This is a genomic window from Rhizobium sp. 01L419 (genome assembly GCF_056400025.1).
This window is the reverse complement of sequence record NZ_JBFTSM010000005.1, coordinates 103,049-122,895: the sequence shown is the minus strand read 5'-3', so window position 1 is coordinate 122,895 and position 19,847 is coordinate 103,049. Positions and strand designations below refer to the sequence as shown.

22 protein-coding genes and 1 tRNA gene are annotated in these 19,847 nt (G+C 59.9%); 6 read left to right on the top strand and 17 right to left on the bottom strand.

All coding sequences use genetic code 11. The features are described from left to right. Positions 1–84 precede the first annotated feature (84 nt). On the top strand, positions 85–753 hold the full coding sequence (locus AC1DUP_RS12295; protein ID WP_477832779.1) for an HAD family hydrolase: 669 nt from the start codon (positions 85–87) through the stop codon (positions 751–753). A gap of 35 nt (positions 754–788) precedes the next feature. On the opposite strand, the gene AC1DUP_RS12290 is transcribed toward AC1DUP_RS12295, so the two are convergent. Together AC1DUP_RS12290 and AC1DUP_RS12285 are read right to left on the bottom strand one after the other, a co-directional pair. Then, complete coding sequence (locus tag AC1DUP_RS12290; RefSeq protein ID WP_477832778.1) at positions 789–1,433, bottom strand: outer membrane protein; 645 nt, start codon at positions 1,431–1,433, stop codon at positions 789–791. A 215-nt stretch (positions 1,434–1,648) separates the two neighbouring features. Beyond that, positions 1,649–1,960, bottom strand: coding sequence for a hypothetical protein (locus AC1DUP_RS12285; protein WP_113295318.1), 312 nt, complete (start codon positions 1,958–1,960; stop codon positions 1,649–1,651). Between the two features lie 46 nt (positions 1,961–2,006). On the opposite strand from AC1DUP_RS12285, the gene AC1DUP_RS12280 reads away from it, so the two are divergent. Beyond that, positions 2,007–2,249, top strand: coding sequence for a hypothetical protein (locus AC1DUP_RS12280; protein ID WP_477832777.1), 243 nt, complete (start codon positions 2,007–2,009; stop codon positions 2,247–2,249). Positions 2,250–2,412: 163 nt separating this feature from the next. Here AC1DUP_RS12280 and AC1DUP_RS12275 read toward each other — a convergent pair. After that, a tRNA-Pro gene (locus AC1DUP_RS12275) sits at positions 2,413–2,489 on the bottom strand. Between the two features lie 520 nt (positions 2,490–3,009). On the opposite strand from AC1DUP_RS12275, the gene AC1DUP_RS12270 reads away from it, so the two are divergent. After that, the gene (locus tag AC1DUP_RS12270) at positions 3,010–3,231 is read left to right on the top strand and encodes a hypothetical protein (RefSeq protein WP_477832776.1); all 222 of its coding nucleotides are present in this window, start codon (positions 3,010–3,012) and stop codon (positions 3,229–3,231) included. 28 nt (positions 3,232–3,259) lie between these two features. Here the strand turns inward: AC1DUP_RS12270 and AC1DUP_RS12265 are convergent, their stop codons facing one another. Further along, positions 3,260–3,493: a DUF982 domain-containing protein gene (locus AC1DUP_RS12265; RefSeq protein WP_477832775.1), complete on the bottom strand. Its 234-nt coding sequence runs from the start codon at positions 3,491–3,493 to the stop codon at positions 3,260–3,262. A 182-nt stretch (positions 3,494–3,675) separates the two neighbouring features. Between AC1DUP_RS12265 and AC1DUP_RS12260 the strand changes: the two genes are divergently transcribed. Further along, positions 3,676–3,888 (top strand): hypothetical protein, encoded by a 213-nt coding sequence (locus AC1DUP_RS12260; RefSeq protein WP_113301191.1) that lies wholly within the window; start codon positions 3,676–3,678, stop codon positions 3,886–3,888. Between the two features lie 3 nt (positions 3,889–3,891). Here AC1DUP_RS12260 and AC1DUP_RS12255 read toward each other — a convergent pair whose 3' ends face one another. From AC1DUP_RS12255 to AC1DUP_RS12230, 6 genes are all read right to left on the bottom strand, one after another. Beyond that, positions 3,892–4,041, bottom strand: a complete 150-nt coding sequence (locus AC1DUP_RS12255) for a hypothetical protein (RefSeq protein ID WP_477832774.1) — start codon at positions 4,039–4,041, stop codon at positions 3,892–3,894. Between the two features lie 61 nt (positions 4,042–4,102). Further along, on the bottom strand, positions 4,103–4,396 hold the full coding sequence (locus AC1DUP_RS12250; RefSeq protein WP_113301192.1) for a DNA-binding protein: 294 nt from the start codon (positions 4,394–4,396) through the stop codon (positions 4,103–4,105). Further along, positions 4,393–5,667 (bottom strand): O-antigen ligase family protein, encoded by a 1,275-nt coding sequence (locus AC1DUP_RS12245; RefSeq protein ID WP_113301193.1) that lies wholly within the window; start codon positions 5,665–5,667, stop codon positions 4,393–4,395. The genes AC1DUP_RS12250 and AC1DUP_RS12245 overlap by 4 nt, the downstream gene beginning before the upstream one ends. Then, entirely contained in the window at positions 5,664–7,226 is a 1,563-nt protein-coding gene (locus AC1DUP_RS12240) for an undecaprenyl-phosphate glucose phosphotransferase (RefSeq protein WP_113301194.1), read from the bottom strand. The genes AC1DUP_RS12245 and AC1DUP_RS12240 overlap by 4 nt, the downstream gene beginning before the upstream one ends. 55 nt (positions 7,227–7,281) lie before the next feature. Continuing rightward, positions 7,282–8,451 carry a glycosyltransferase family 4 protein gene (locus AC1DUP_RS12235; protein ID WP_113301195.1) on the bottom strand — a complete coding sequence of 390 codons (1,170 nt, stop codon included), beginning with the start codon at positions 8,449–8,451 and terminating at the stop codon, positions 7,282–7,284. Positions 8,452–8,454: 3 nt separating this feature from the next. Further along, complete coding sequence (locus AC1DUP_RS12230) at positions 8,455–9,030, bottom strand: polysaccharide biosynthesis/export family protein (protein WP_113308452.1); 576 nt, start codon at positions 9,028–9,030, stop codon at positions 8,455–8,457. Between the two features lie 187 nt (positions 9,031–9,217). Between AC1DUP_RS12230 and AC1DUP_RS12225 the strand changes: the two genes are divergently transcribed. Next, on the top strand, positions 9,218–11,395 hold the full coding sequence (locus tag AC1DUP_RS12225) for an exopolysaccharide transport family protein (RefSeq protein ID WP_113335268.1): 2,178 nt from the start codon (positions 9,218–9,220) through the stop codon (positions 11,393–11,395). 80 nt (positions 11,396–11,475) lie between these two features. Here AC1DUP_RS12225 and AC1DUP_RS12220 read toward each other — a convergent pair whose 3' ends face one another. Then, a complete protein-coding gene (locus tag AC1DUP_RS12220) occupies positions 11,476–12,711 on the bottom strand; it encodes a GNAT family N-acetyltransferase (RefSeq protein WP_477832773.1) in 1,236 nt (411 codons plus the stop codon). A gap of 124 nt (positions 12,712–12,835) precedes the next feature. Beyond that, on the bottom strand, positions 12,836–13,045 hold the full coding sequence (locus AC1DUP_RS12215) for a DUF2842 domain-containing protein (protein WP_029616260.1): 210 nt from the start codon (positions 13,043–13,045) through the stop codon (positions 12,836–12,838). 115 nt (positions 13,046–13,160) lie between these two features. On the opposite strand from AC1DUP_RS12215, the gene AC1DUP_RS12210 reads away from it, so the two are divergent. Next, the gene (locus tag AC1DUP_RS12210) at positions 13,161–14,264 is read left to right on the top strand and encodes a COX15/CtaA family protein (protein ID WP_477832772.1); all 1,104 of its coding nucleotides are present in this window, start codon (positions 13,161–13,163) and stop codon (positions 14,262–14,264) included. A gap of 323 nt (positions 14,265–14,587) precedes the next feature. On the opposite strand, the gene ubiA is transcribed toward AC1DUP_RS12210, so the two are convergent. From ubiA to AC1DUP_RS12185, 5 genes are all read right to left on the bottom strand, one after another. Further along, positions 14,588–15,502 carry a 4-hydroxybenzoate octaprenyltransferase gene (gene ubiA / locus AC1DUP_RS12205; RefSeq protein WP_477832771.1) on the bottom strand — a complete coding sequence of 305 codons (915 nt, stop codon included), beginning with the start codon at positions 15,500–15,502 and terminating at the stop codon, positions 14,588–14,590. A 111-nt stretch (positions 15,503–15,613) separates the two neighbouring features. Continuing rightward, a complete protein-coding gene (locus tag AC1DUP_RS12200; RefSeq protein ID WP_113301201.1) occupies positions 15,614–15,967 on the bottom strand; it encodes a VOC family protein in 354 nt (117 codons plus the stop codon). A gap of 206 nt (positions 15,968–16,173) precedes the next feature. Next, positions 16,174–17,994, bottom strand: a complete 1,821-nt coding sequence (locus AC1DUP_RS12195) for an ABC transporter ATP-binding protein (RefSeq protein ID WP_477832770.1) — start codon at positions 17,992–17,994, stop codon at positions 16,174–16,176. Positions 17,995–18,215: 221 nt separating this feature from the next. After that, complete coding sequence (locus AC1DUP_RS12190) at positions 18,216–18,980, bottom strand: bestrophin-like domain (protein ID WP_477832769.1); 765 nt, start codon at positions 18,978–18,980, stop codon at positions 18,216–18,218. A gap of 60 nt (positions 18,981–19,040) precedes the next feature. Beyond that, on the bottom strand, positions 19,041–19,832 hold the full coding sequence (locus AC1DUP_RS12185; RefSeq protein ID WP_477832768.1) for a sulfite exporter TauE/SafE family protein: 792 nt from the start codon (positions 19,830–19,832) through the stop codon (positions 19,041–19,043). Positions 19,833–19,847: the final 15 nt, after the last annotated feature.

Here is a 19,847-nt window from a genome sequence, read left to right as displayed (position 1 = left end):
CGGCATGCTTTAGGTTGACGCCGCTCCTGCGCTCGGCTAGTCGCGGGGCAACCGACGGCTTTCCGCATTGCAAGGAAACTTCCTTTGTCCACTTCCCATCGCGTTCTCGACAAGACCTACGATGCCTTCCTCTTCGATATGGACGGCACGGTGCTGAACTCCATCGCGGTCGTCGAGCGCGTCTGGAGCGAGTGGGCTCTCCGCCACGGCTTTGAGCCCGAAGTCCTCCTCAAGACCATCCACGGTGTTCGGGCATCCGACGCCATCCGCCAGCTCGGCCTTCCCGGTGTCGATCCTGTTGCTGAGGCCAAGCAGCTTCTGAAGGAGGAGATGGAGGATTTCGGGGGCATCGTCGAGATCCCGGGCTCCATCCGTTTCCTGAATGCACTGCCTGGGGATCGTTGGGGGATCGTCACCTCGGCGCCGATCGAACTCGCTCGCCGCCGCATGGCAGCTGCAGGCATTCCCATGCCGAAAATGATCGTCAGCGGCGAGGAAGTCTCGTCAGGCAAGCCGAGCCCGGAATGCTATCTGCTCGGCGCAAGCCGCCTCGGCGTCGATCCCGCCCGCTGCCTGGTATTTGAGGATGCCGTGGCAGGCATTCTCGCCGGCGAGGGCGCCGGAGCCGATGTCACCGTTATCACCGAAACCCATGCGACGCCCTTCGAGACACCGCACCTCACCATCGCCAACTATGCCGCGTGGCAGCCGCGTGTGACGGCGGACGACAAGCTCGCGCTCTCGGCCATATAGTCTTGCAGTCTGAATAGTCTTGAAGGCAGAGGGCTTCAGAATTTGTAGCCCACGCCGATCATCACGACATGCTGGTCGATGTCGCCGTCGAGTCCGAGAAGATCGGTGCTACCGTAGTCATTGTAGCGATATTCCAGCCGGCCGAAGACATTGTTGGTGAAGGCGTAGTCGACACCGGCGCCGATCGTCCAGCCTGACAGCGTAGTGCTGTCGTCGCCTGCAGGACCGTCGATATGGGCCTGCGCGCCCGTCCAGCCAGCAGCGCCATAGATCAGCGCACGATCGATTGCATAGCCGAGCCGGGCGCGGACGGAGCCGGCGGTCTCGAGGCCGACTTCAAACGGACCGACATCGGCCTTGTCCCAGTTGTAGGAAACGTCACCTTCGATACCGAAGACGAAATTATTGTCGAGCTGCCAGTTGTAGCCGACGAAGCCGGTGATCAGGCCGCCATTCATGTCTTCGGAAAAGACGTCAAAATCGCCATTGGCCCAGGTCGGCCCGCCGCCGAGACCGGCATAGAAGCCCGTCCATGTGAAGACCGGAGCGATCTCGGCTGCAGGTGCAGCCGGAACCTCATCGATGGCGTCAGCCGCAAGGGCTGGGCCGGTGACAAGGCCGGCAACAAGGAAGGCAACAAGGAAGGTGGGGGCTCTGGCGGATACGAAACGAAGTTTCATGACTTCCCTTTGCCGAAAAGCCCGGCCAAAGCTCGTTTAAGATCCGACTGCTTCGGACTGAAACCGCATCGGCACACAGCACATCGCGGCTGCGGGCGAGCGACCCACAAATCACGCTTTTCTAACGCCGCTTCGGGGGGAAGGTTCCGTGGGGAGAAATCGCAGCCAGACCGGATGGAATCCGGCCGCCCGGTAGGACCAGAGGCAGGCGAGGCTCAGAGCCTGATGCGATTGCCCTTGTTGTCGATCATCTGCAGCACATCGCCATCCGTCTTGATCGAGATGCAGTCCGTCTGCTTGTTGGGGAAAAGAACGCAGATCTGGCCGTCTGAAATCTTGTAGCCGTTCTGATTGCCCTTACGGTATTCGTAACCATTCGGGGCCTTCCGCAAATCGCCGGCGCCCTTCAGAAGCTGCCGGATTTCTTTTTCCTTGGCGTTCCGGAACTGGACGTTTTCTGCCAATGCGATATGCGAGGAGGCCAGCGTCACGATCACGCCGATGAGAAGTGAGCGGCTTGGCAGCATGTGATAAACTCCAGGCAATGGTCTGCAGGAAAATGAAGAGAGTGAAATGATCAGGATCGTTCTTGCCTTAGCTTTAGCAATGCTTGCCGGTAATGCAATGGCTGTCGATCCGAGAAATCCGCGCGTCGACCGGCAAACCTACCAGGATTGCCGCCGCTTTCCCGAGCGTTGCGCCGGCGACGACCGCAACCGCAATCGCCGCGACTATTACCGCGACAATACCCGCCAGGGCTCGGGCCAGTACATCTACCGCGGCCAGCGTCGCATATGGACGGATGAATCGCGCTAGAGCGCCGTGCGTGCATTCGGACGCACAAAGGACGCTCTAACTCTTTGAATCTACGCATCAGGCTTGCCGAAAATCGATTCCGATTTTCGCTCCGATGCTGTAGGCGCGCGCCGCGCCTTCACTCTCGCGAGATGCGGAAAGACTGAGATTTCAAGGGATTAAATGGTCGGGGCGACTGGACTCGAACCAGCGACCCCTTGACCCCCAGTCAAGTGCGCTACCGGGCTGCGCTACGCCCCGACCTGCCGAAACGGCTTGCATCTGTTAGACTTTTCGGTTTTTGGACGCAAGGGAAAAATGCCGCCACGATCATAAAACGGAACTTGTCCAAGGGAATGTCTGCCGGGGAGCTTCTGGCCTGCCTCTTCCGCACCGCCTGGAGGCCTCTCAACCTGCCGATGAATGCCGAAAAAAGTCTGCGCAAAGCAGCAAAAATCCTTGCGTATGCCGGTGTGGCATGGAAATCCTCTCGCCCGTGAGCAATATCGTACCAAGCTGGTCCGGGACTTTATCGAAATAATATACAGTTTCGGTTGTATTTTTTTGGCACTAAATTTTCGGTAAAATATTTCATCAATATTTCTGTCAATATCCCCGCTTAGGAGATGTAATTTATTTTGCGTTCAGCTGAATATGCCTGTGATCGAAGCTGATATGTGCGCTCTTTCCAATTTTTGATTGTTTGAAATTGAAATTTATTCGCAATTTTGCTGCTAAGCGTGTAAAGAAGAGAAATCGTGGAAAAGCATAGTTTGGGCTTATGACGATCGACAATAACAGGCAGGATTGCCGGCAGACCCTTGCCGCCGCATTTAAGGCCCTTTCCGATGACGCTGTGAAAGCCGGCTGGTCGGAGTGCGACGTTGCCCTTGCGCTTGCGGAGCTTGCCGAAGCGCACGTGGCCGAGGTCGGCGCCAAGGTGATCGTCGAAGGCTTTACCCAGTCGCAGCTTTATGCAGCGAGCGCCCGGCTGAAATTCTGAGACTGAAAGTCTGACTGGCCCTCAATCCTCATATCAACAGCCCGGCTGTCCTGGCAGCCATTACGAAAGATGCCTGCGCTGCGCGCGGGCTTCTCAGCCCATCCATTGCGTCAAGGCAGTGCTGGAGCGCGACACGGTATTCGCGTCCGGGTTTCGCCGGCCAGCGTTTGAGATATTCGACGGCTTCCCAGGCGGTTGCGACAATGAAGCTGCTGCTTGGGGACTTGACCCTTACAGACGAGGGGAAGCGTTTTTCGCTCACGGCTCTCTCATTCCAACGTTCCAAACGGCCCCGTAACGCACGAGACACGAGATTGTTCCCGAGATTTTGATTGCACGGTTGCTAAAATTTTGGGCTACGCGCATAATGCGAATAAAGCTGGCAGGGAGGGCGTCGGCTGCGCAGCGATGATGCGTTGTGCCCTCTAAGGGAAATGTGGCGCGATGTTGAAATCGTCAGTTCACCCCCAGGATTTACCGCTCTTTTCGGAAGATATCGACTTGTTGTCGCAGGTTCTGAGCCAGGTTTGCGATGACAGCGGCATCGCTCCCCGCACGCCGGAGGCAGACCGCATCGGGGCGGCCCTCATCCAGCTTTACAGGCAGGGCGTGAAGGACAGCGGCAAGCTGACCGTTCTCGCAAAGACCTATCTCTGAAACTCAGTTCTGCTCTATCGAGACACCATTCTTGCCGATGCTCATCTCGATGCCTTCGGGTTTGCTTTCCTCATGGAATACATAAGCGCCGAGGCCGATGATCACGACGACAAGCGCACCGATGACAAGATAAAGACTGCTGTTTCGATTCAAGACAGGCCACCCCAACACGTTGACAGGACAGCCGAAACGCCTGGGGCGACGCTTGGTTCCGTCAATCGTCGTTGGCGGCGTTGAGGTTTTCCGGCCTGATGCCGTCATCGCTGGAACTGCGTGCGCGCAAGCGTATGCCAGGGCCGCCTTCATCCTGATTGCCGCTGGCGATGAAGATGATGCCGTGGGCTTCCAGCGTGTTGCGCACGTCGATCGTGGCTCGCGTCTCGCCTGCCCATTCACCGTTTTCCAGCGCCTGGACTGTTTCGATGGAAAGCCCTGCATGAGCGGCGAGGTCCTCGATGCTCATGCCGATCATGGCGCGCGCGCCGCGTATCTGTGTCCCTGTAATCATGCCGGAAATCTAACGCTTTTGTCGAACTTCTCAAGTGTTTGTGAGCGGACTGAACGCTTGTGGCGAACTTCAAGCGCCGCGCAGCCCCAGACGATGCCGAATAACAGGTAAACGTGCCGCCAATGGTCGATGTCGATCACGTTGCCGATCGCTGCATGGCCGAGAATGGAGATCCAGGCGACCATGAGGAAAGGCTGCCATGGCCGGTCGAGCAGCATGCTTCGGAAACCTAGATAGATTGTCCAGCACAGCATGCCGACATAACTGATGAAGCCCAGCCAGCCGTAGGTGGTCAGCGATTTCAGCCAGATATTGTGCTCGTCTTCCGGAAACATCGTGCCGAAGACCAGCGGCCCTATGCCGAGCGGCCTTTCCATCATCATCTGGAAGCCGATGCGATGGCGGTCGAAACGGCCGAGATGCTCGCCGTCATATTGTTGCACGAGCTGGGCGCGGGCGGAAAAGAGCTGGCTGACCTTGGGAACCTGCAGCGCGACCAGCAGCGAGGCCGCCATCAGGATGATCGCGCCCAGCGAGAGGATCAGCACCCGCAGCCGGAAGGCGCCGCTGCGTTCCTTCAGCAGCATGACGAAGATCAACACCGCCACGGCAAAGGCGAAGAGACCCCAAGCCGCGCGCGAGAAGGAGAGGAAGACGCCGAGCGCCAGGATGAGCAGCGCTCCCGCCTTGATCGGCGAGCTTCTGAGATTCCCGGCGAGAATGCCGTGGACGAGGTAAAGCGCCGGCGGCACGAGGAAGGGGCCGAAAACGTTCGGATCCTGGAAGGCGCCCTTGGCGCGGTCGTAAAGCGTGAAGACTTCAGAGCCCGGAAAGGCATGGAAATAGCCGAGAATGCCGAGCAGGGACGTGATAACAGCCGCAAAGCTCCAGGCATTGAAGATCAGCGGCAGCCGCTTGTGGCTGTCTTCGATGATCGCGGCATAGAAGATGGAGGTCAGCGCCAGGAAAGTGGAGACGGCAACATACATTGGGCCGGTCGCCAGATCCCGCATCTGGGTGAGCGACAGCATGCCGCCGATGTTGAAGGTCAGGAGCAGCGCCATCAGCGGCGCGGTGGTGCGGGATATTTTCAGGCCGAGGATGAACCAGAGGCCGATCAGCCCTGCCATCCACAATTCATAAGGCGCAGGCTCGTCGATGACGAAGCCGGAGAGAAAGACCCCGAATGCGACCGCCGCCGAGCCGATGAGGCGCAGCGTCAGCCGTTGCGGCTGGGCCACGCGCACACGGGTGGCGTCGATCGCGCTCAATAGGCGTTTTCCGTGTTGAGCAGCCGGACCGGCGTCAGGAACAGGATCTTGAGGTCGAACCAGAGCGACCAGTTCTCGATGTAATAGAGGTCGTAGGCCGTGCGGAATTTGATCTTCTCATCATTGTCCACTTCGCCGCGCCAGCCATTGATCTGCGCCCATCCGGTGACGCCGGGCTTGACGCGGTGGCGTGCGAAATAGCCATCGACAATATCGGCGAAAGCGCGGTCGTGCGCCTGGGCAAGCACGGCGTGCGGACGCGGGCCGACCAGCGAAAGCTCGCCCTTCAGCACGTTGAAGAGCTGTGGCAACTCGTCGATCGAGGTCTTGCGGATGAAGCGGCCGACACGGGTGACGCGCGGATCGCCCTTGGTGACGGCTGCCTTTGCCGTCGGATCACTCATGTTGGTGTACATGGAGCGGAACTTGAAGACATTGATGACTTCATTGTTGAAGCCGTGACGCTTCTGCTTGAAGAAGACCGGTCCTTCCGAAGTCGCCTTCACGGCAATCGCTGTCGCCACCATGACAGGCCAGAGCAGGCAGAGCGCGACGATGGTGAAGAAGATATCGAACACGCGCTTGGCGACGGAATCCCAGTCGCGGATCGGCTTCTTGAAGATGTCGAGCATCGGTACCGAGCCGACATGCGAATAGGCACGCGGGCGGAAGCGCAGGCGATTGGCGTGTGCGGCAAGCCGAATATCGACCGGAAGCACCCAGAGCTTCTTCAAAAGCGCGAAGATGCGCGCCTCCGCGGACAGTGGCAGTGCGATGATCAGCATATCGATGCGCGTCATGCGCACGAATTCAACGAGTTCGCTCACCGTGCCGAGCTTCGGATAGCCGGCGACCATGATCGGCGAGCGCTTCTCGCCACGGTCGTCGAAGATGCCGCATATACGGATGTCGTTATCCGCCTGCTGCTCCAGCATCCGGATCAGTTCCTTGGCCGGCTCGCCGCCGCCGACGATGACGGCGCGGCGCTCCATGATGCCGTTGCGTGCCCAGTTCCGCACGCCCTGCGCCACGAGGAAACGCTCGATGACCAGGAAGAGCGCGCCCGCAATAAACCAGATGCCGTAGGATTCCGTGGTCTCGGCGCTCAGACCGCGCAAGAGTGAGCAAGCGCCTGTTATCAGCACGAAGACGATGGCGAATGCTGCGAAGGCGCGCGGCAAATACCGCACGCGGGCTCTAAGAGCCGGAATGGAATAGGTATCAGCCACCTGAAGCGCTACCACGGTCAATGCCGAAATGATCGCCGCCATGACAGCCCGCATCAGGATACTGTCGCTGCCGTCGCCGGGTGCGAAATAAAAGGCGACAAGGCCGATGACGAACTGTGTCAGGAATTCCAGCAGCCGCAACTGGCCGATGATGATGACAGGCGAAGAGGTTCCATCACGGAATTGCTCTGCGATCTGACGGGCATAGGAATTGATGGGCGGCGTCTCGCCGTCCGCATGCGTAGAGGCGTCGCCGCGCGTCTCCGTATCAGAGACCTGCTTGCGCAGGGCTTCCACGTCGAACTGTCCGCTCTTTTCCAGCTTGTTCATGGGGCTTCATCGCTCGTTGATGTGAGCGGGATAACAGAAAGCCCCTAAGAAACTTTTACGAGGCGGCCTGAATTGCCTGTCCCGCAGCGGGATTGACGAGCTCGCTATAGAGTTTCAGCACCTCATGGGCCATGACCGGTGCGGAAAAGACGGACTTGACCGTGTCGGGAGAAGGCATGACCTTGTCGTGCCAGTCGGGCACTGTCAGTGCTTCCGCCATCACCCGCGCCAGATCGTCGGAATCTCCGGGTGTAACGAGTGCGGGACTATCTGCGCCAAGCACCTCTGGAATGCCGCCGACGCGCGAGGCGATGACCGTCTTGCCGGCGCCGAGACCTTCCAGAACGATGTAGGGCATGGCTTCGGCGCGGGAGGGAACGACGAGATTCTGCGCCATGGAGAAGGCATCCTTGACGCGCATCGCCGGCAGCATGCCGATGCGCTTGCCGAGGCCACGCTCCACCATCATCTCGCGGTAGCGGTCGCGCTCCGGCCCGTCGCCGATCATCAGCGCCGAAAGCGGCCGCCCGAGCAGGCGCTCGGTCTTGGCGAAGGCATCGATGAAGAGATCCGGGCCTTTGAGGTCGCGCAGCATGCCGACATAGATGAAGTGAACCGCATCGGAGCGGGTCGGAATGTCGGAAAAATCCCGCACGCCGATGCCGTTATAGATCAGCCGGTTCTTGACTCTCGGCCGACCCACCTTGCTCGCATAGGTCTGCCGCTCGTATTCGCAGATGAAGACCAGCGCATCGGTGAAATATTCCTGCAGCCGCTCCATGCGCAGCACGAACTGGCCGAGCAGGGAGGCGCGGGAATAATGCAGGCTTCCGCCATGCGCGGTATAGAGGCGGGCTACGCGATACCTGTTGACCCGCAGGGCTGAGCCGGCAAGCCGCGCGAGCACACCGCCCTTGGCGCCGTGCCCGTGCAGCACATCCGGCCGCAAGCTCCTGATTTCCTTGAATGTGTTCCAGAGCACCATGGCATCGGACGGGCTGATGGAGCGCCGTATCGGAACGCGCGTCAGACCGAGCGAAAGATAAGGACGGATATCGTCGAAGAGACGGTCCTCATATTCGCCGCCGGTCGAGCTGTCGCAGATGATGCCGATTTCGTGACCCGCCCGGCTATGTTCCTCCACGAGATCGCGGACATGACGGAAAATTCCGCCGACCGGCGATCTGAAGCAATGGAGGATACGGAGAGGCCTCTGCTCTGCCATCGATTAGAAGAGCCGTTCGCGGACATAGATCGTGTCGCCAGCGATGATCGGGCCTGAAATATTGACGCGACCCGTCAGCACCTGCCCGTTGATCTTGCGCGTAACGTCGACCATGCTCTGGTTGGCGCGGTTGGTAAAGCCGCCGGCGACTGCGATGGCGTTCTGCACGGTCATGCCGGGCACATAGGCATACTGGCCGGGCTGGCCGACTTCGCCCATGATGAAGACGGAGCGATAGCGGTCGACATCGATGGTGACATCAGGGTCGCGAAGATAGCCCTGCTGCAGCTTCTGCGCGATCTGGCCGGAGAGCTGTTGCAGGGTGCGGCCGCGGGCAGGGACCTGGCCGATAAGGGGGAATGCGATATAGCCGGCCTGATCAACCGTATAGGTATTGGTCAGGGTTGCCTGATCGAAGACGGTGATGCGCAACCGGTCGCCGCTGTCGAGCGAATAGGGCTGGATCGTCGCCTGGTTGAAGGCCTTTGGCGCCGGCCGATAGGTGGTGCAGCCCGCCAACGCAGCCATCACGGCGGCGAGGCTCATAGCCATCAAGGTCTTGGGCTGGACGAAGGGCATCCGCTCGCTCACAGGAAGATAATTCGGTCGAGCCGTTATCGATCTATTAGGGTTAATGCCCGGTAAAAAAACCGCCGATTTCCGCAATTCCTTTGTCAGGAGCGTGTTGTTTGCGCGGGAATTGCCATTAACCGTTGAGTTACCATGGTCGTTTACGCTTGGGGCAGTTCGTATTGGAGTAATGAGTATGTCCCGCGTAGCGAGTGATCAGGATGTGGACATCGACCTCGGCCAGCTTGTGCGCGCGGTCTGGGCCCGTCGTCTGAGAATATTGACGATCACCGCATTGGGTGCGGCTGTCGCTTTTGCCGGCGCCAAGATGGTTTCGCCGCAATATCGCAGCGAGACGCGCGTCCTCATCGAACCTCGCGCTCCGGCCTTTGCCAGCACCCAGACGAATGACGCCAGTGCCGGGCCGCTGCTCGACGAGCTGAATATCGCCAGCCAGGTGCAGATCCTGCAGTCGGCGGATCTCATCAAACAGGTCATCAACAATCTGAAGCTCTACAATCTGCCGGAATTCGATGCAGCCGCGAACGGCTCCGCGCTCACCGATATTCTGGTGTCGCTGCATCTGAAGAAGAATCCGCTGGAAAATCCGCCGGAAGAGCGTGTCATCGACGCCTTCACCCAGCGCCTGCAGGTTTACCAGGTGCCGGGCTCGCGCGTTATCGGCATTACCTTTACCTCCAAGGATCCGAAGCTCGCTGCCAGCATTCCAAACGCCATGGCGCAGGTCTATCTGGCGATCCAGAGCGGCGCCAAGCTCGACTCCAACACGGAAGCCACGCGCTGGCTTGAGCCGGAGATCGACAGCCTGCGCGAGAAGGTGAGCGAGGCCGAGAGGAAGGTCGCCGATTACCGCACCACCCATGGCCTGCTGCAGACCAACGGCACGACGACCTTCACTGCGCAGCAACTCAACGACATCTCCGTCGAGCTGACCCGCGTGCGCACCGACAAGGCGAATGCCGAGGCGAGAGCGCAGGCCGTGCGCAACGCGCTCTCTTCCGGCGAAGCCTCCGACACGCTGAGCGATATTATGTCGTCGCAGTCGATCCAGCGGCTGAAGGCGACGGAGTCCGGCCTCCAATCGCAGATATCAGACCTGCAGACGAGCCTGCTCAACAACCATCCGCGGCTGAAGAGCCTGCGCGCTCAGCTTGCCGATATCCGCACGCAAATCCGCCAGGAAACGCAGAAGATTCTCGCCAGCATCGAGAACGAGACGAAGGTTGCCGATCTGCGCGAACAGGAATTGGAACAGCAGTCCGATACGCTGCAGGCCAACAGTGCGAAGGCCGGCGAGGACGGAGTGGGTCTCAATGCACTGGAGCGGGAGGCGAACGCTCAACGCCAGCTTCTGGAGACTTACCTCGTTCGCTACCGCGAAGCCGCTTCCCGTGCCGACCGGAATTCGAGCCCCGCGGATGCCCGCATTGTTTCTAAAGCGATCGAGCAAGTCGATCCCTATTTCCCGAAAGTCGTGCCGATTGTCATCGTTGCCGCGGTCGCAATACTCATCATGAGCGCGATCGTCATCATGCTCTCCGAACTCTTCAGCGGCCGCGCGCTGCGCCCGGTCGAATCTGTGGGTGCCGAACCGCGCATCATCGAAGACAGGGTCGAGGAGGGGGGGCCGGATGAAGGGCAGGACGAAGTGCGGCCCATTTCCCCGGCGAAGATTGCCAGGCCCAGCATGCTGACGGCAGCCGTCGAAGACGACGAGGAGCCAGAAGCCGAGCCTGTCACGGAAGCACCCGCCGACGACAATGAATTCTCCGTATCGTCAGTCGCGAGCTATCTCATCGACTGCCGCGCACCGCTTGCCGTTTCGATATCTCCGACCGGTGACAATGGCTCCGCCGCAACCGTTGCCCTGGCGCGCAGACTGGCCGACGACGGACGCCGCGTGATCGTGATCGACATGACAGGCTCGGGCTATCCGACCGAACTGATGGCCGAAAACCCCGAGGCATTGGGCGTTACCGACCTTCTCTGCGGCGAGGCTGCCTTTGGCGAAACGATCCACGGCGACCGGATGTCAGATGCGCATCTGATCCCGCAGGGTGCGAGCGATGTGCGCCGCGCCATGCGGGGCGTCGACAGGCTTTCGCTGCTGCTCGATGCCCTGTCATCGGCCTATGATATCGTCCTGGTGGAATGCGGCGCAGCCGATGTCGCCGGCGTTTCGCGGCTGACGCGCAGCAAGGAAATCGAGATTATCTTGTCGCTGCCGGAGATAGATGAGGCTGCTTTCGTCGGCCTGATGCAGGATTTCCAGAGCGCCGGCTATGAGCGCGTCGTCCTGATGTCGGGCGGCGAAGAGGCTGCCATGTACACCCCCGCGCGGCACGCGGCCTGATCTTTAAAGCGTGTCACTTTAAATCTTTGTTTTACGCATGTCGCTGTCGCAAAACCGCTGGGCACTTTTGCGCGACATGCTTACCCAATCTTGGCCCGAATGCTCTGGGCGAATTTATACAGACCGGGGCGGGCCTTGATGAAGGCCTTGCCCCGGGTGATCGCCCGATGCGCCGTGCCGGCCGCGATGCCGATGCCGGAGATCGGCAGAACCACATCATAATGGTCCGTTTCGACGGGCGCCCAGGAGCGCTTGTAGGTCTGGTCGCCGAGACCGAAATCGAAGAGAGCGACTCCCTTGCCGTGCAGACCCGATATCATCTGCCAGAAGAGGAATTCACCGGGGCTTGCATCCGCAATGAGATCCTCGTCGATCGCGCCGAACTGGCAGATGACGTGGTCACCCTTGCGGGAAATGCCTGATAGGGCGGCGATGCGCCCGTCATATTCGCCCTTCAGGCGCAGGCCCCGCATCTGCAGGCAGAAGCTGTCGCCGCTCCGCCTGTCGATCAGCCCGTGCAGGAACGTTTTGGTCTCGGTATCCGCAAAGACATCGGGCAGGCCCAGCGAGGCGAAACGCGCGCTTTTCAAGCGGAAGAAAGTGTCGAGCAGTTCGTGCTGTTCGGTCAGGTCGTCCGGCGCGATATAGTCAAAACCACCAACCGCCTCCAGCCGCCGGCTCTGCACACGGAATTTCTTGCGCCGGTTCTTGGCATTCAACTGCTGCAGTGTCTTGTCGAATGTCTCGAAGAGCGGAAGCTGATAGGCGTGGTTCTGGTTCTGGACAGTGGGCAGGCCGGCAAGCATGCTGCGGCGGTCGCGCCATTCCAGCGGGATATTCTGCAAGAGAAGCAGATCGGCCTTGCCGGCGAGCGCTGCACGAAGGCGAGCGGCAAGGTGATGGCTATCAACCGTATCGCTGTCTTCGGCAAAGGCCTGCGAAAACAGGCCGGTATTGATGTTGCTGTGGTCGGCGCCGATGAATTTGGCGATCCGCATGCCGCGCGAGGCGACGATTTCCACCGGCAGGATGAAGGCGGTATGGCCACCACACCTGCCACGCAGGATGGCGAGCGGCCGGCGAAAGGCCGTTGCCCAGGCCGCGCACCAATCATAGCTCTGATGCAGCGAGGAAAGGTTATCGCGCTCCAGCCCGCGCCATTCCTCCTCCAAAGGCTCCATCCTGTCGAAAAGCTGGATGTCGAGTTCGGCCATCGCGAGTTTCACGCTGAGCTGCCGCAGACGGGAAATGCCGGCATCGGCTTGCGCCGCAGCGTCGAACTTTTGTTCAGGAACATCGAGCCTCTGCGTCTGCACTTTCTTTCTCCGGTCGAGAGATCGCTGCAGAGGAAGGTAGAGCGGGCAGACGTATATTTGGTTTAACCGCCGCGCCGGAGCGAGGTTTTCCGCAGATCAGGGTTATCCCGCCGTTAATCGGGCCCTACTGCTGTTTCGGACCGGCCATCCACTTGATGATCACCATCGCCGGCAGCACCCAGAGCAGGCCGGTGAGCGCGAAGTAAAGCAGGTGTCCCCACCAGGGCGCATTGCCGAGCGTCGCGACCGCGATCGTATTCGCCACAATCGCATAGAAAAGCACGAGGATGATGATCAGGATCGTGCCGATGAATTTGCGAAGGCGGATGGGCATCGTATAACTTTCGAACGGATGGGACTGAGCCGGCGCGACGGCATGCCGCAAAGGTTCGGGGCTTGTTTTGCATCAGCCGGTGGGGCAAATCAACTGCCGGATAAAAGGAGAGATCATGGCCGTCGCGAACCTGAACCCGGAGCAGGCAATCCGCACCGAAGTACGCAGGCAGGACAACAACCGCCGCGCCGTGCGTATCTGGCTGGGTTTCGTGTTGCTGGCGCTCTTCTGTCTTGTGCTCGTCGGCGGCGCGACGCGGCTCACCAATTCCGGCCTCTCCATCACCGAATGGAAACCGATCCATGGCGTCATCCCGCCACTGAATGCCGCCGAGTGGGAAGAGGAGTTCAAGCTCTACCAGCGCATTCCCGAGTTCCAGCAATTGAACAGCGACATGACGGTCGATCAGTTCAAGGGCATCTTCTGGTGGGAATGGGCGCACCGGCTGATCGCGCGCGGCATCGGCGTGATCTTCGCGCTGCCGCTCATCTTTTTCTGGGCGACGGGCAGGATCGAGAAGCGCCTGCGCTGGCCACTTGCCGGCATCCTGGCGCTGGGCGGCCTGCAGGGCTTCATCGGCTGGTGGATGGTCTCCTCCGGCCTGTCTGCGCGCACGGATGTCAGCCAGTACCGACTTGCCACCCATCTCGTCATGGCCTGTCTGATCTTCGCCTCCTGCATGTGGATCATGCGCGGGCTCTCGCCGCATTCCGAGGATGCGGCTCCGACGAGGAATTCCCACCGCTGGGCGGCGGTGATCGCCATCTTCTCGCTCTTCCAGATCTATCTCGGCGCGCTGGTCGCCGGCCTCGATGCCGGCTTCACCTATAATACCTGGCCGCTGATGGATGGCGCCGTCGTGCCCTCCGACCTCTTCATTCAGCAGCCCTTCTGGATCAATCTCTTCGAAAACCCGAAGACGGTGCAGTTCATCCACCGCTTCGGCGCCTACACGCTCTTCGCTCTGGCGCTCGTCAATATGGTGATCGCATTGCGCGCCGCATCCTGGACCACCCATGCGCGCCGGGCCGTGGTGCTCTTCGCACTCGTCACGATCCAGGCGGCAATCGGCATCACCACGCTCTTGCTTGAAGTGCCGCTGCACTGGGGCCTGCTGCATCAGGCGGGCGCGCTCGTGGTCTTCGGTTTCGCCGTCGCCAACTGGCGCGGCTATTACGGCGAATATCCCCGCGCAACTGTTATCGCCGAACGCGATTGAGCAGGGTGGCGACGTCTTTCTCCCCTAGCTCGCGGAAGAGTGAATGGGATCAATGCGATAAGTCCTCGCATGGATTTGCCGTGACATGCTAGATTGTCAGCTTGGCGTATGGGCGATCCTATGAAGGGGGATGTTCACATGAACAGATTTCGCACATTCGTGATGGCCGGCGCTCTGATCACGCTTTCGGCGATCGCTTCGGGCTGTACATCGACGGGGAGATACGACTATGGCGAGGATACATCCCTGAATCCGGCCTGTGCCGGCGGTTTCCGTCCCAGCGATAATCGGCCCTGCTCTTATTGAGCCAAAGCCAATAGGGCTCACCAAGTTCCGGTAAGCGCAGAGGCCGCAAGCAATAGCCCGGTCAGAATATTTGCCAGGAACAGACGATAATTCACATCCGGACGAGCAAGGTCGATCCGCCGGGTTTGCCAGGCAAGGTGCGCGGCTATAGCGAGCATTCCAAACGCATAGGGCAGAGACATGCCCAACAGCCAGCCTCCGACAGACCACGCAACGATCGTCAAGGCGTAAAACAGGCCGATGATCAGCTTGCCATGCCGGCCGAACAGGATTGCCGTCGATTTCAGGCCGAGGCTTCTGTCGTCTTTCACATCGACATAGGCATAGACGGTATCGTAGCCGATCTGCCAGGAGATGGCTCCCGCCCACATGAGGACTGCACCGGCAGGAATATGGCCGGCTATTTCGGCCCAGGCCATGAGCATGCCCCAGTTGAAGGCCGCGCCCAGCACCGCCTGCGGCCAATGGGTGAAGCGTTTGCAGAGCGGATAGATGAACACAAGGGGCAGGACGCATAGGGCGACGAGCCGCGTGTAGGGCGTCAGAAACAACAGGAGAGACGCCGCCAGGGCGAGTTCGATGCCCAGAAAGGTCAACGCCTGGCCTACGCCGATCTGCCCGCTCGCCAGAGGCCGAAAACGGGTTCGCTCGACATGGCCGTCAAATTTCCGGTCCGCGATATCGTTGATCGTGGAACCGGCGCTTCTCATCAGCAGGGCGCCGAGCGTGAAGACGACCATTTGTTTGATATCGGGCAGGCCATGAGACGCCTGAAACAGCGCCGCCCAGCATGGAAAAAGCGTCAGCCATATTCCGACCGGGCGATCCAGCCGTGCTAGCCTCGTGTAAGGCCGCCACGTGATTGGCAACCAACGATCCACCCAGTCACCCCGGTGAATATCGCTCAAATCCGGGCGGCTTAACGCGCTCATGGCATGATCCAAAATTCTTAATGAAAGCAGTTATTTCGTATCTGGGATTGGCGGCCGCAGAATAGGGGCTTTCGCAGTCATTGCAATGATCGCCCTGCGCCAATGACCCATTCAGCCTGTGTGGGAGAGAACATTCAGCAGCTTTCCGCTGGGGTCGCGAATATAGAAGCGACGAACGCCCCAAGGCTCGTCTGCTGGCCCATAGAGGATCGCATGACCGACTTTCGTCACGCGTCGATAGACCTCGTCCACATCGTCGACCTCGATCGAAATGTCAGGCACTGCGGTTCCCGAACCGCCTTCCGTCGCAATCCCGATCTGGGTGATTGCTCGCCTGTCGGAGGCAAGGGTGACGATCCAGCCGTGGTCCATCACGACATCAAGGTCGAACAGCTCGGAATAGAAGTTTCGCACCTCTTCAATGGAAGGGGTGGCGATATTCGGGACGATGCGCAGCACTGTCATGGTGTTCCTCCCTGCGGCATCGGCCCGAAAACCGGAATCGATTTTCGGAAAGCCTGACGCGTAGAGTTAAATAGTTAGAGCATCCTTTGTGCGTCCGAATGGACACACGGCGCTCTTCCCGTGAAAGGGAAATAGCATTTGGTCGATCAGCGGAACAGTTCAGGCTCTGTCTGCTGAACTGCTCCGCATGTCGTCGTCAGCGGACCTCAGATGCTCGCCTGCAGTCCGTAGAGATTGGCATAGATGCCACCGCTTGCCATCAGCCTGTCATGATTGCCTTCTTCGACGATGCCGTCGCCGGTGAGCACCAGAATGCGGTCGGCATGGCGGATCGTCGAAAGGCGATGGGCGATGACGAGCGTCGTACGCCCCCTGGCAAGTGTCAGGAAGGCCTGCTGCACGGCTCGCTCGCTTTCATTGTCGAGCGCGCTCGTCGCCTCATCGAAGATGAGGATGGCAGGGTTCTTGAGGAAAGCGCGGGCGATAGTCAGCCGCTGGCGCTGTCCGCCCGACAGTTTTACGCCGCGCTGGCCGATGTCGGTCTGATAGCCCTGCGGCAATGCCATGATGAAATCATGCGCATGGGCAGCGCGTGCGGCGGCTTCCACCTCCTCGTCTGTCGCATCCGGGCGACCGTAACGCAGGTTGTCCGCCACGGTGCCGGCGAAGAGATAGACATCCTGCTGCACGACGCCGAGATGCCGGCGCAGCGAGGCGAGCGTCACATCGCGGATATCGGTGCCATCGATTTCGATCGATCCATCAGTGACATCATAGAAACGGGGAAGCAGCGCGCAGAGCGTGCTTTTTCCCACGCCGGACGGGCCGACGAGCGCCACGAATTCTCCAGGCTGGATGGTGAGCGACAGGTTGCAGAGCACGTCCGTCCCGTCGTCATAGCTGAAATCGACATTCGAAAGCCGGATCTCACCCTTCGGGGTGCTCAACGCACGGGCCGAGGGGCGATCCACAACGTCGGGGTCGATCTCCAATATCTCCATCGCCCGCACGAAGCCCGTATAACCCTCCTGCCAAAGCCGGGCGAGGTTCGCCATCCGCTTGACCGGATCGACGAGTACCCCGACGCACAGCAGGAAGGTCAGGAGATCGGCAATGGTGAGCTCCGCCGCAAGGATGCGCAATCCGCCGAGGATGACGACCAGAAGCGTAATGATCTGGGCGAATGTCTCGGCACCAGCGGAAAACCAGGCCTCGCTGCGGTAGCCATCGGCGCGGCTTTCGAGGAAGCGTCTGTTCAGCGCCGCAAAGCGTTTCCGCTCCAGGTCTTCATTGGTAAAGGACTGGACGACCCGAATGCCCGCCAACGCGTCTTCCACCCTTTCGTTGACGGCGGCGATCTCCTGCTTGCTCGCCTCAAGCGCACGGTTCATACGCCGGTTGAAGTGCAGCGCGTAAGCTACTGCAAACGGTGTCAGAAAGAGGATCAGAAAGGCTAGCTGCGGATCGATGAAGAACAGCACTGCCATCGCCCCGCTATATTTGAGGATGGCGATCAGCAGGTCTTCCGGACCGTGATGGAAAAGTTCACCCAGCCAGAAGGAGTCACCGACGATGCGGCTCATCAACTGGCCGGTGCGGTGCCGGTCGTAGAAGCCGAAGGATAGCTTCTGGCAGTGATCGAACAATTCCTGCCGGATATGCGCCTCGATATGCGCGCCCATCATGTGGCCGCGATAATCGACGAAGAAGATGGCAGCTGTCTCGACCGCCACGATGGTCAGCATGACGCCGCCAATGCCGAGGATCTGCCAATAGGCCGAAGCCGTGTCGGTGAGCTCGATGAGATGGCTCATGACGATGTTGGCGCAGAGCGGAAGGGCTACTGCGGCGGCAGCGACGACGACTGCACAGGCGATGTCCGCCATGAGCAGGGGAAGATGCGGCCGGAAATAGGACAGGAACTTGCGCAGGCGCATCTGGCGCCAGTCGCGGGTTTTCGATGCGGTTGAGAAGGTGCGATTATGACGCTGCGGTTTTTTCTCCGCGCGTGGAAGCAAACTGGACATGAAGACGGATATCCTGAGTGTTGATCTTGTTGTTCTGGTTGATCAGGATCGTTTTCATAGGTGCCTCCCATCGGCGTGAAACAGGGGCTGCGCACCTTTCAGGCAGCGCGGCCTTGCTGATAGCGTGCCGCTTTTAACGCAAAACGCCGCGAAAGGCGACAGTCTTTTGCTTTGGCGCATGACGGCGGCAGGTTTGTGCAGGAGCTCCGGACCATTTCCGCTTACGGATCCGGCCCGCTGATCTCTTCCTGCAAGCGCTCGAAAGCCGTTGGAAACAACGTGGCAGGTGGGCTGTAAGGATTGGAGAAGGCGTAGATGAAGAAGAGAATGATGCCGGTAAAAACGCCGAAGATCGACAGCAGCAGCAAGTTGCGGCCGTCAGGCGGGTAGGGGTAATAACCGATGGCGGTAAAGATAACGCCGGAAACCGCGGCAAACCAGAAGATCAGGCTGATGGAGTCGGTGCCGCTGTTTTCCCTCCGGTCGCGGGATTCCGAAATCATATGGATTTCTTCGAGCATGTGGCCGCGCAGGCTCTCCTGCTTGGCATTGACGGGAGCCAGTTCGAGAATTCTGAGATAAGCGTTGTTCCATTGATCCCAGGCCGCCGAAGAGAGTTCGCCGGTGCGCCCGAGTTCGCCCCATTCCTGCTCGATGACGATGCGGACATAATCTTTCAGCGCCTTCTGGATTGGCGCCTGTGCTTCCGGGCCATAGCGTTCAGCATCATAGAAGACATCGCCGACCGCATTGCTTTCCACTGTGCTTTCCGTTCGCAGCGCCTGATATTCGATCATTTCCTGCGCAAAAACGAGGGCAAGGATGAGTGCATGCAGGCTGGCAATGCGGGTGATGACCGAACTGGCAAGCTCCCTGTCCCGCCCGCCCGGATCACCGCCCATGACCAGATGCATGACGTAGTAGGCCGCAAGCACGGTTGCGGTCGTTCCTCCAATGATGGCAATGCCGATTAGAACCGACGCCATGAAGCTCCCCTTGCGAGGGAGTGTACGGCTTTCGTGGCAGACGGGCAATCGCGCCTGGTTCTACCGAAGCAGGCTATCGAAAATGGGCATGCCGCCGACCGCGGAGGCTGCAATCAGAATGTAGCAGGTCATGCGGAAGGTGCTTTCCTTGGCGAATCCGAACAGCTTCGAGCCACCGTAGAGGCCGAGCGCATAGGCGGGCAGCGTGACGATGGTGAGCGCAAAGACCGTGGAGACGAACAGCCCACCGAAATAATAGCTGACGAAGCTGAAGACCGTGGAGATCGAAAAGTACAGGATGACGTTCGAGCGCACACGCGTGAAATTGCTGCTGCCGCCGAGCCAGTAGGCGACAACAGGCGGCCCGCCGAGTTGTGCCGCGCCGCTGAAGAGACCGGCAATAAGGCCGATCGCCGCGCTGAGCGGAGCGACCGGCTTGCCATGATAGCGCCAGCCGGAGACAAGCAGCGCCAGCAGGAAGATGGCGATCGCCGAGATGATCCAGCGCAGCAAAAGCGGGTCCATGAGCGCCAAAACCGCCGTTCCGGCCGGAACACCGAGGGCGGCACCTGCTGCCATCGTGAAGACCTCGCGCCTGTCCGCCCCGCGCCATGCGGCCGGAATCATGCCGAGTGTCGCAAGCCCGTCGATGACGAGCAGTACAGGCGAGGTGAGCTTCGGCCCGATGACGGCGCCGGTAAGCGGGATGAAGATGAGCGCTGCGCCGAAACCGGAAAAGCCGCGCGCAAGCCCGGCGACGAAGGCAAAGACGATAAGCGCGTAGATGCCGTGATCGGGCAGCGCGGCATCAAACCAGGCCCGCAGGCCGGTCACCAGCGCTTCCAGCGTCATCGATCAGGCTCCATA

Coding starts and splice junctions, on each gene's coding strand:
- AC1DUP_RS12270 (WP_477832776.1), top strand. CDS start 3,010: ATGACGATCGACAATAACAGGCAGGATTGCCGGCAGACCCTTGCCGCC.
- AC1DUP_RS12280 (WP_477832777.1), top strand. CDS start 2,007: ATGATCAGGATCGTTCTTGCCTTAGCTTTAGCAATGCTTGCCGGTAAT.
- AC1DUP_RS12215 (WP_029616260.1), bottom strand. CDS start 13,045: ATGCCCATCCGCCTTCGCAAATTCATCGGCACGATCCTGATCATCATC.
- AC1DUP_RS12225 (WP_113335268.1), top strand. CDS start 9,218: ATGTCCCGCGTAGCGAGTGATCAGGATGTGGACATCGACCTCGGCCAG.
- AC1DUP_RS12260 (WP_113301191.1), top strand. CDS start 3,676: ATGTTGAAATCGTCAGTTCACCCCCAGGATTTACCGCTCTTTTCGGAA.
- ubiA (WP_477832771.1), bottom strand. CDS start 15,502: ATGAGCGCGTTAAGCCGCCCGGATTTGAGCGATATTCACCGGGGTGAC.
- AC1DUP_RS12185 (WP_477832768.1), bottom strand. CDS start 19,832: ATGACGCTGGAAGCGCTGGTGACCGGCCTGCGGGCCTGGTTTGATGCC.
- AC1DUP_RS12190 (WP_477832769.1), bottom strand. CDS start 18,980: ATGGCGTCGGTTCTAATCGGCATTGCCATCATTGGAGGAACGACCGCA.
- AC1DUP_RS12200 (WP_113301201.1), bottom strand. CDS start 15,967: ATGACAGTGCTGCGCATCGTCCCGAATATCGCCACCCCTTCCATTGAA.
- AC1DUP_RS12285 (WP_113295318.1), bottom strand. CDS start 1,960: ATGCTGCCAAGCCGCTCACTTCTCATCGGCGTGATCGTGACGCTGGCC.
- AC1DUP_RS12210 (WP_477832772.1), top strand. CDS start 13,161: ATGGCCGTCGCGAACCTGAACCCGGAGCAGGCAATCCGCACCGAAGTA.
- AC1DUP_RS12235 (WP_113301195.1), bottom strand. CDS start 8,451: ATGGCAGAGCAGAGGCCTCTCCGTATCCTCCATTGCTTCAGATCGCCG.
- AC1DUP_RS12250 (WP_113301192.1), bottom strand. CDS start 4,396: ATGATTACAGGGACACAGATACGCGGCGCGCGCGCCATGATCGGCATG.
- AC1DUP_RS12195 (WP_477832770.1), bottom strand. CDS start 17,994: ATGTCCAGTTTGCTTCCACGCGCGGAGAAAAAACCGCAGCGTCATAAT.
- AC1DUP_RS12230 (WP_113308452.1), bottom strand. CDS start 9,030: ATGCCCTTCGTCCAGCCCAAGACCTTGATGGCTATGAGCCTCGCCGCC.
- AC1DUP_RS12240 (WP_113301194.1), bottom strand. CDS start 7,226: ATGAACAAGCTGGAAAAGAGCGGACAGTTCGACGTGGAAGCCCTGCGC.
- AC1DUP_RS12290 (WP_477832778.1), bottom strand. CDS start 1,433: ATGAAACTTCGTTTCGTATCCGCCAGAGCCCCCACCTTCCTTGTTGCC.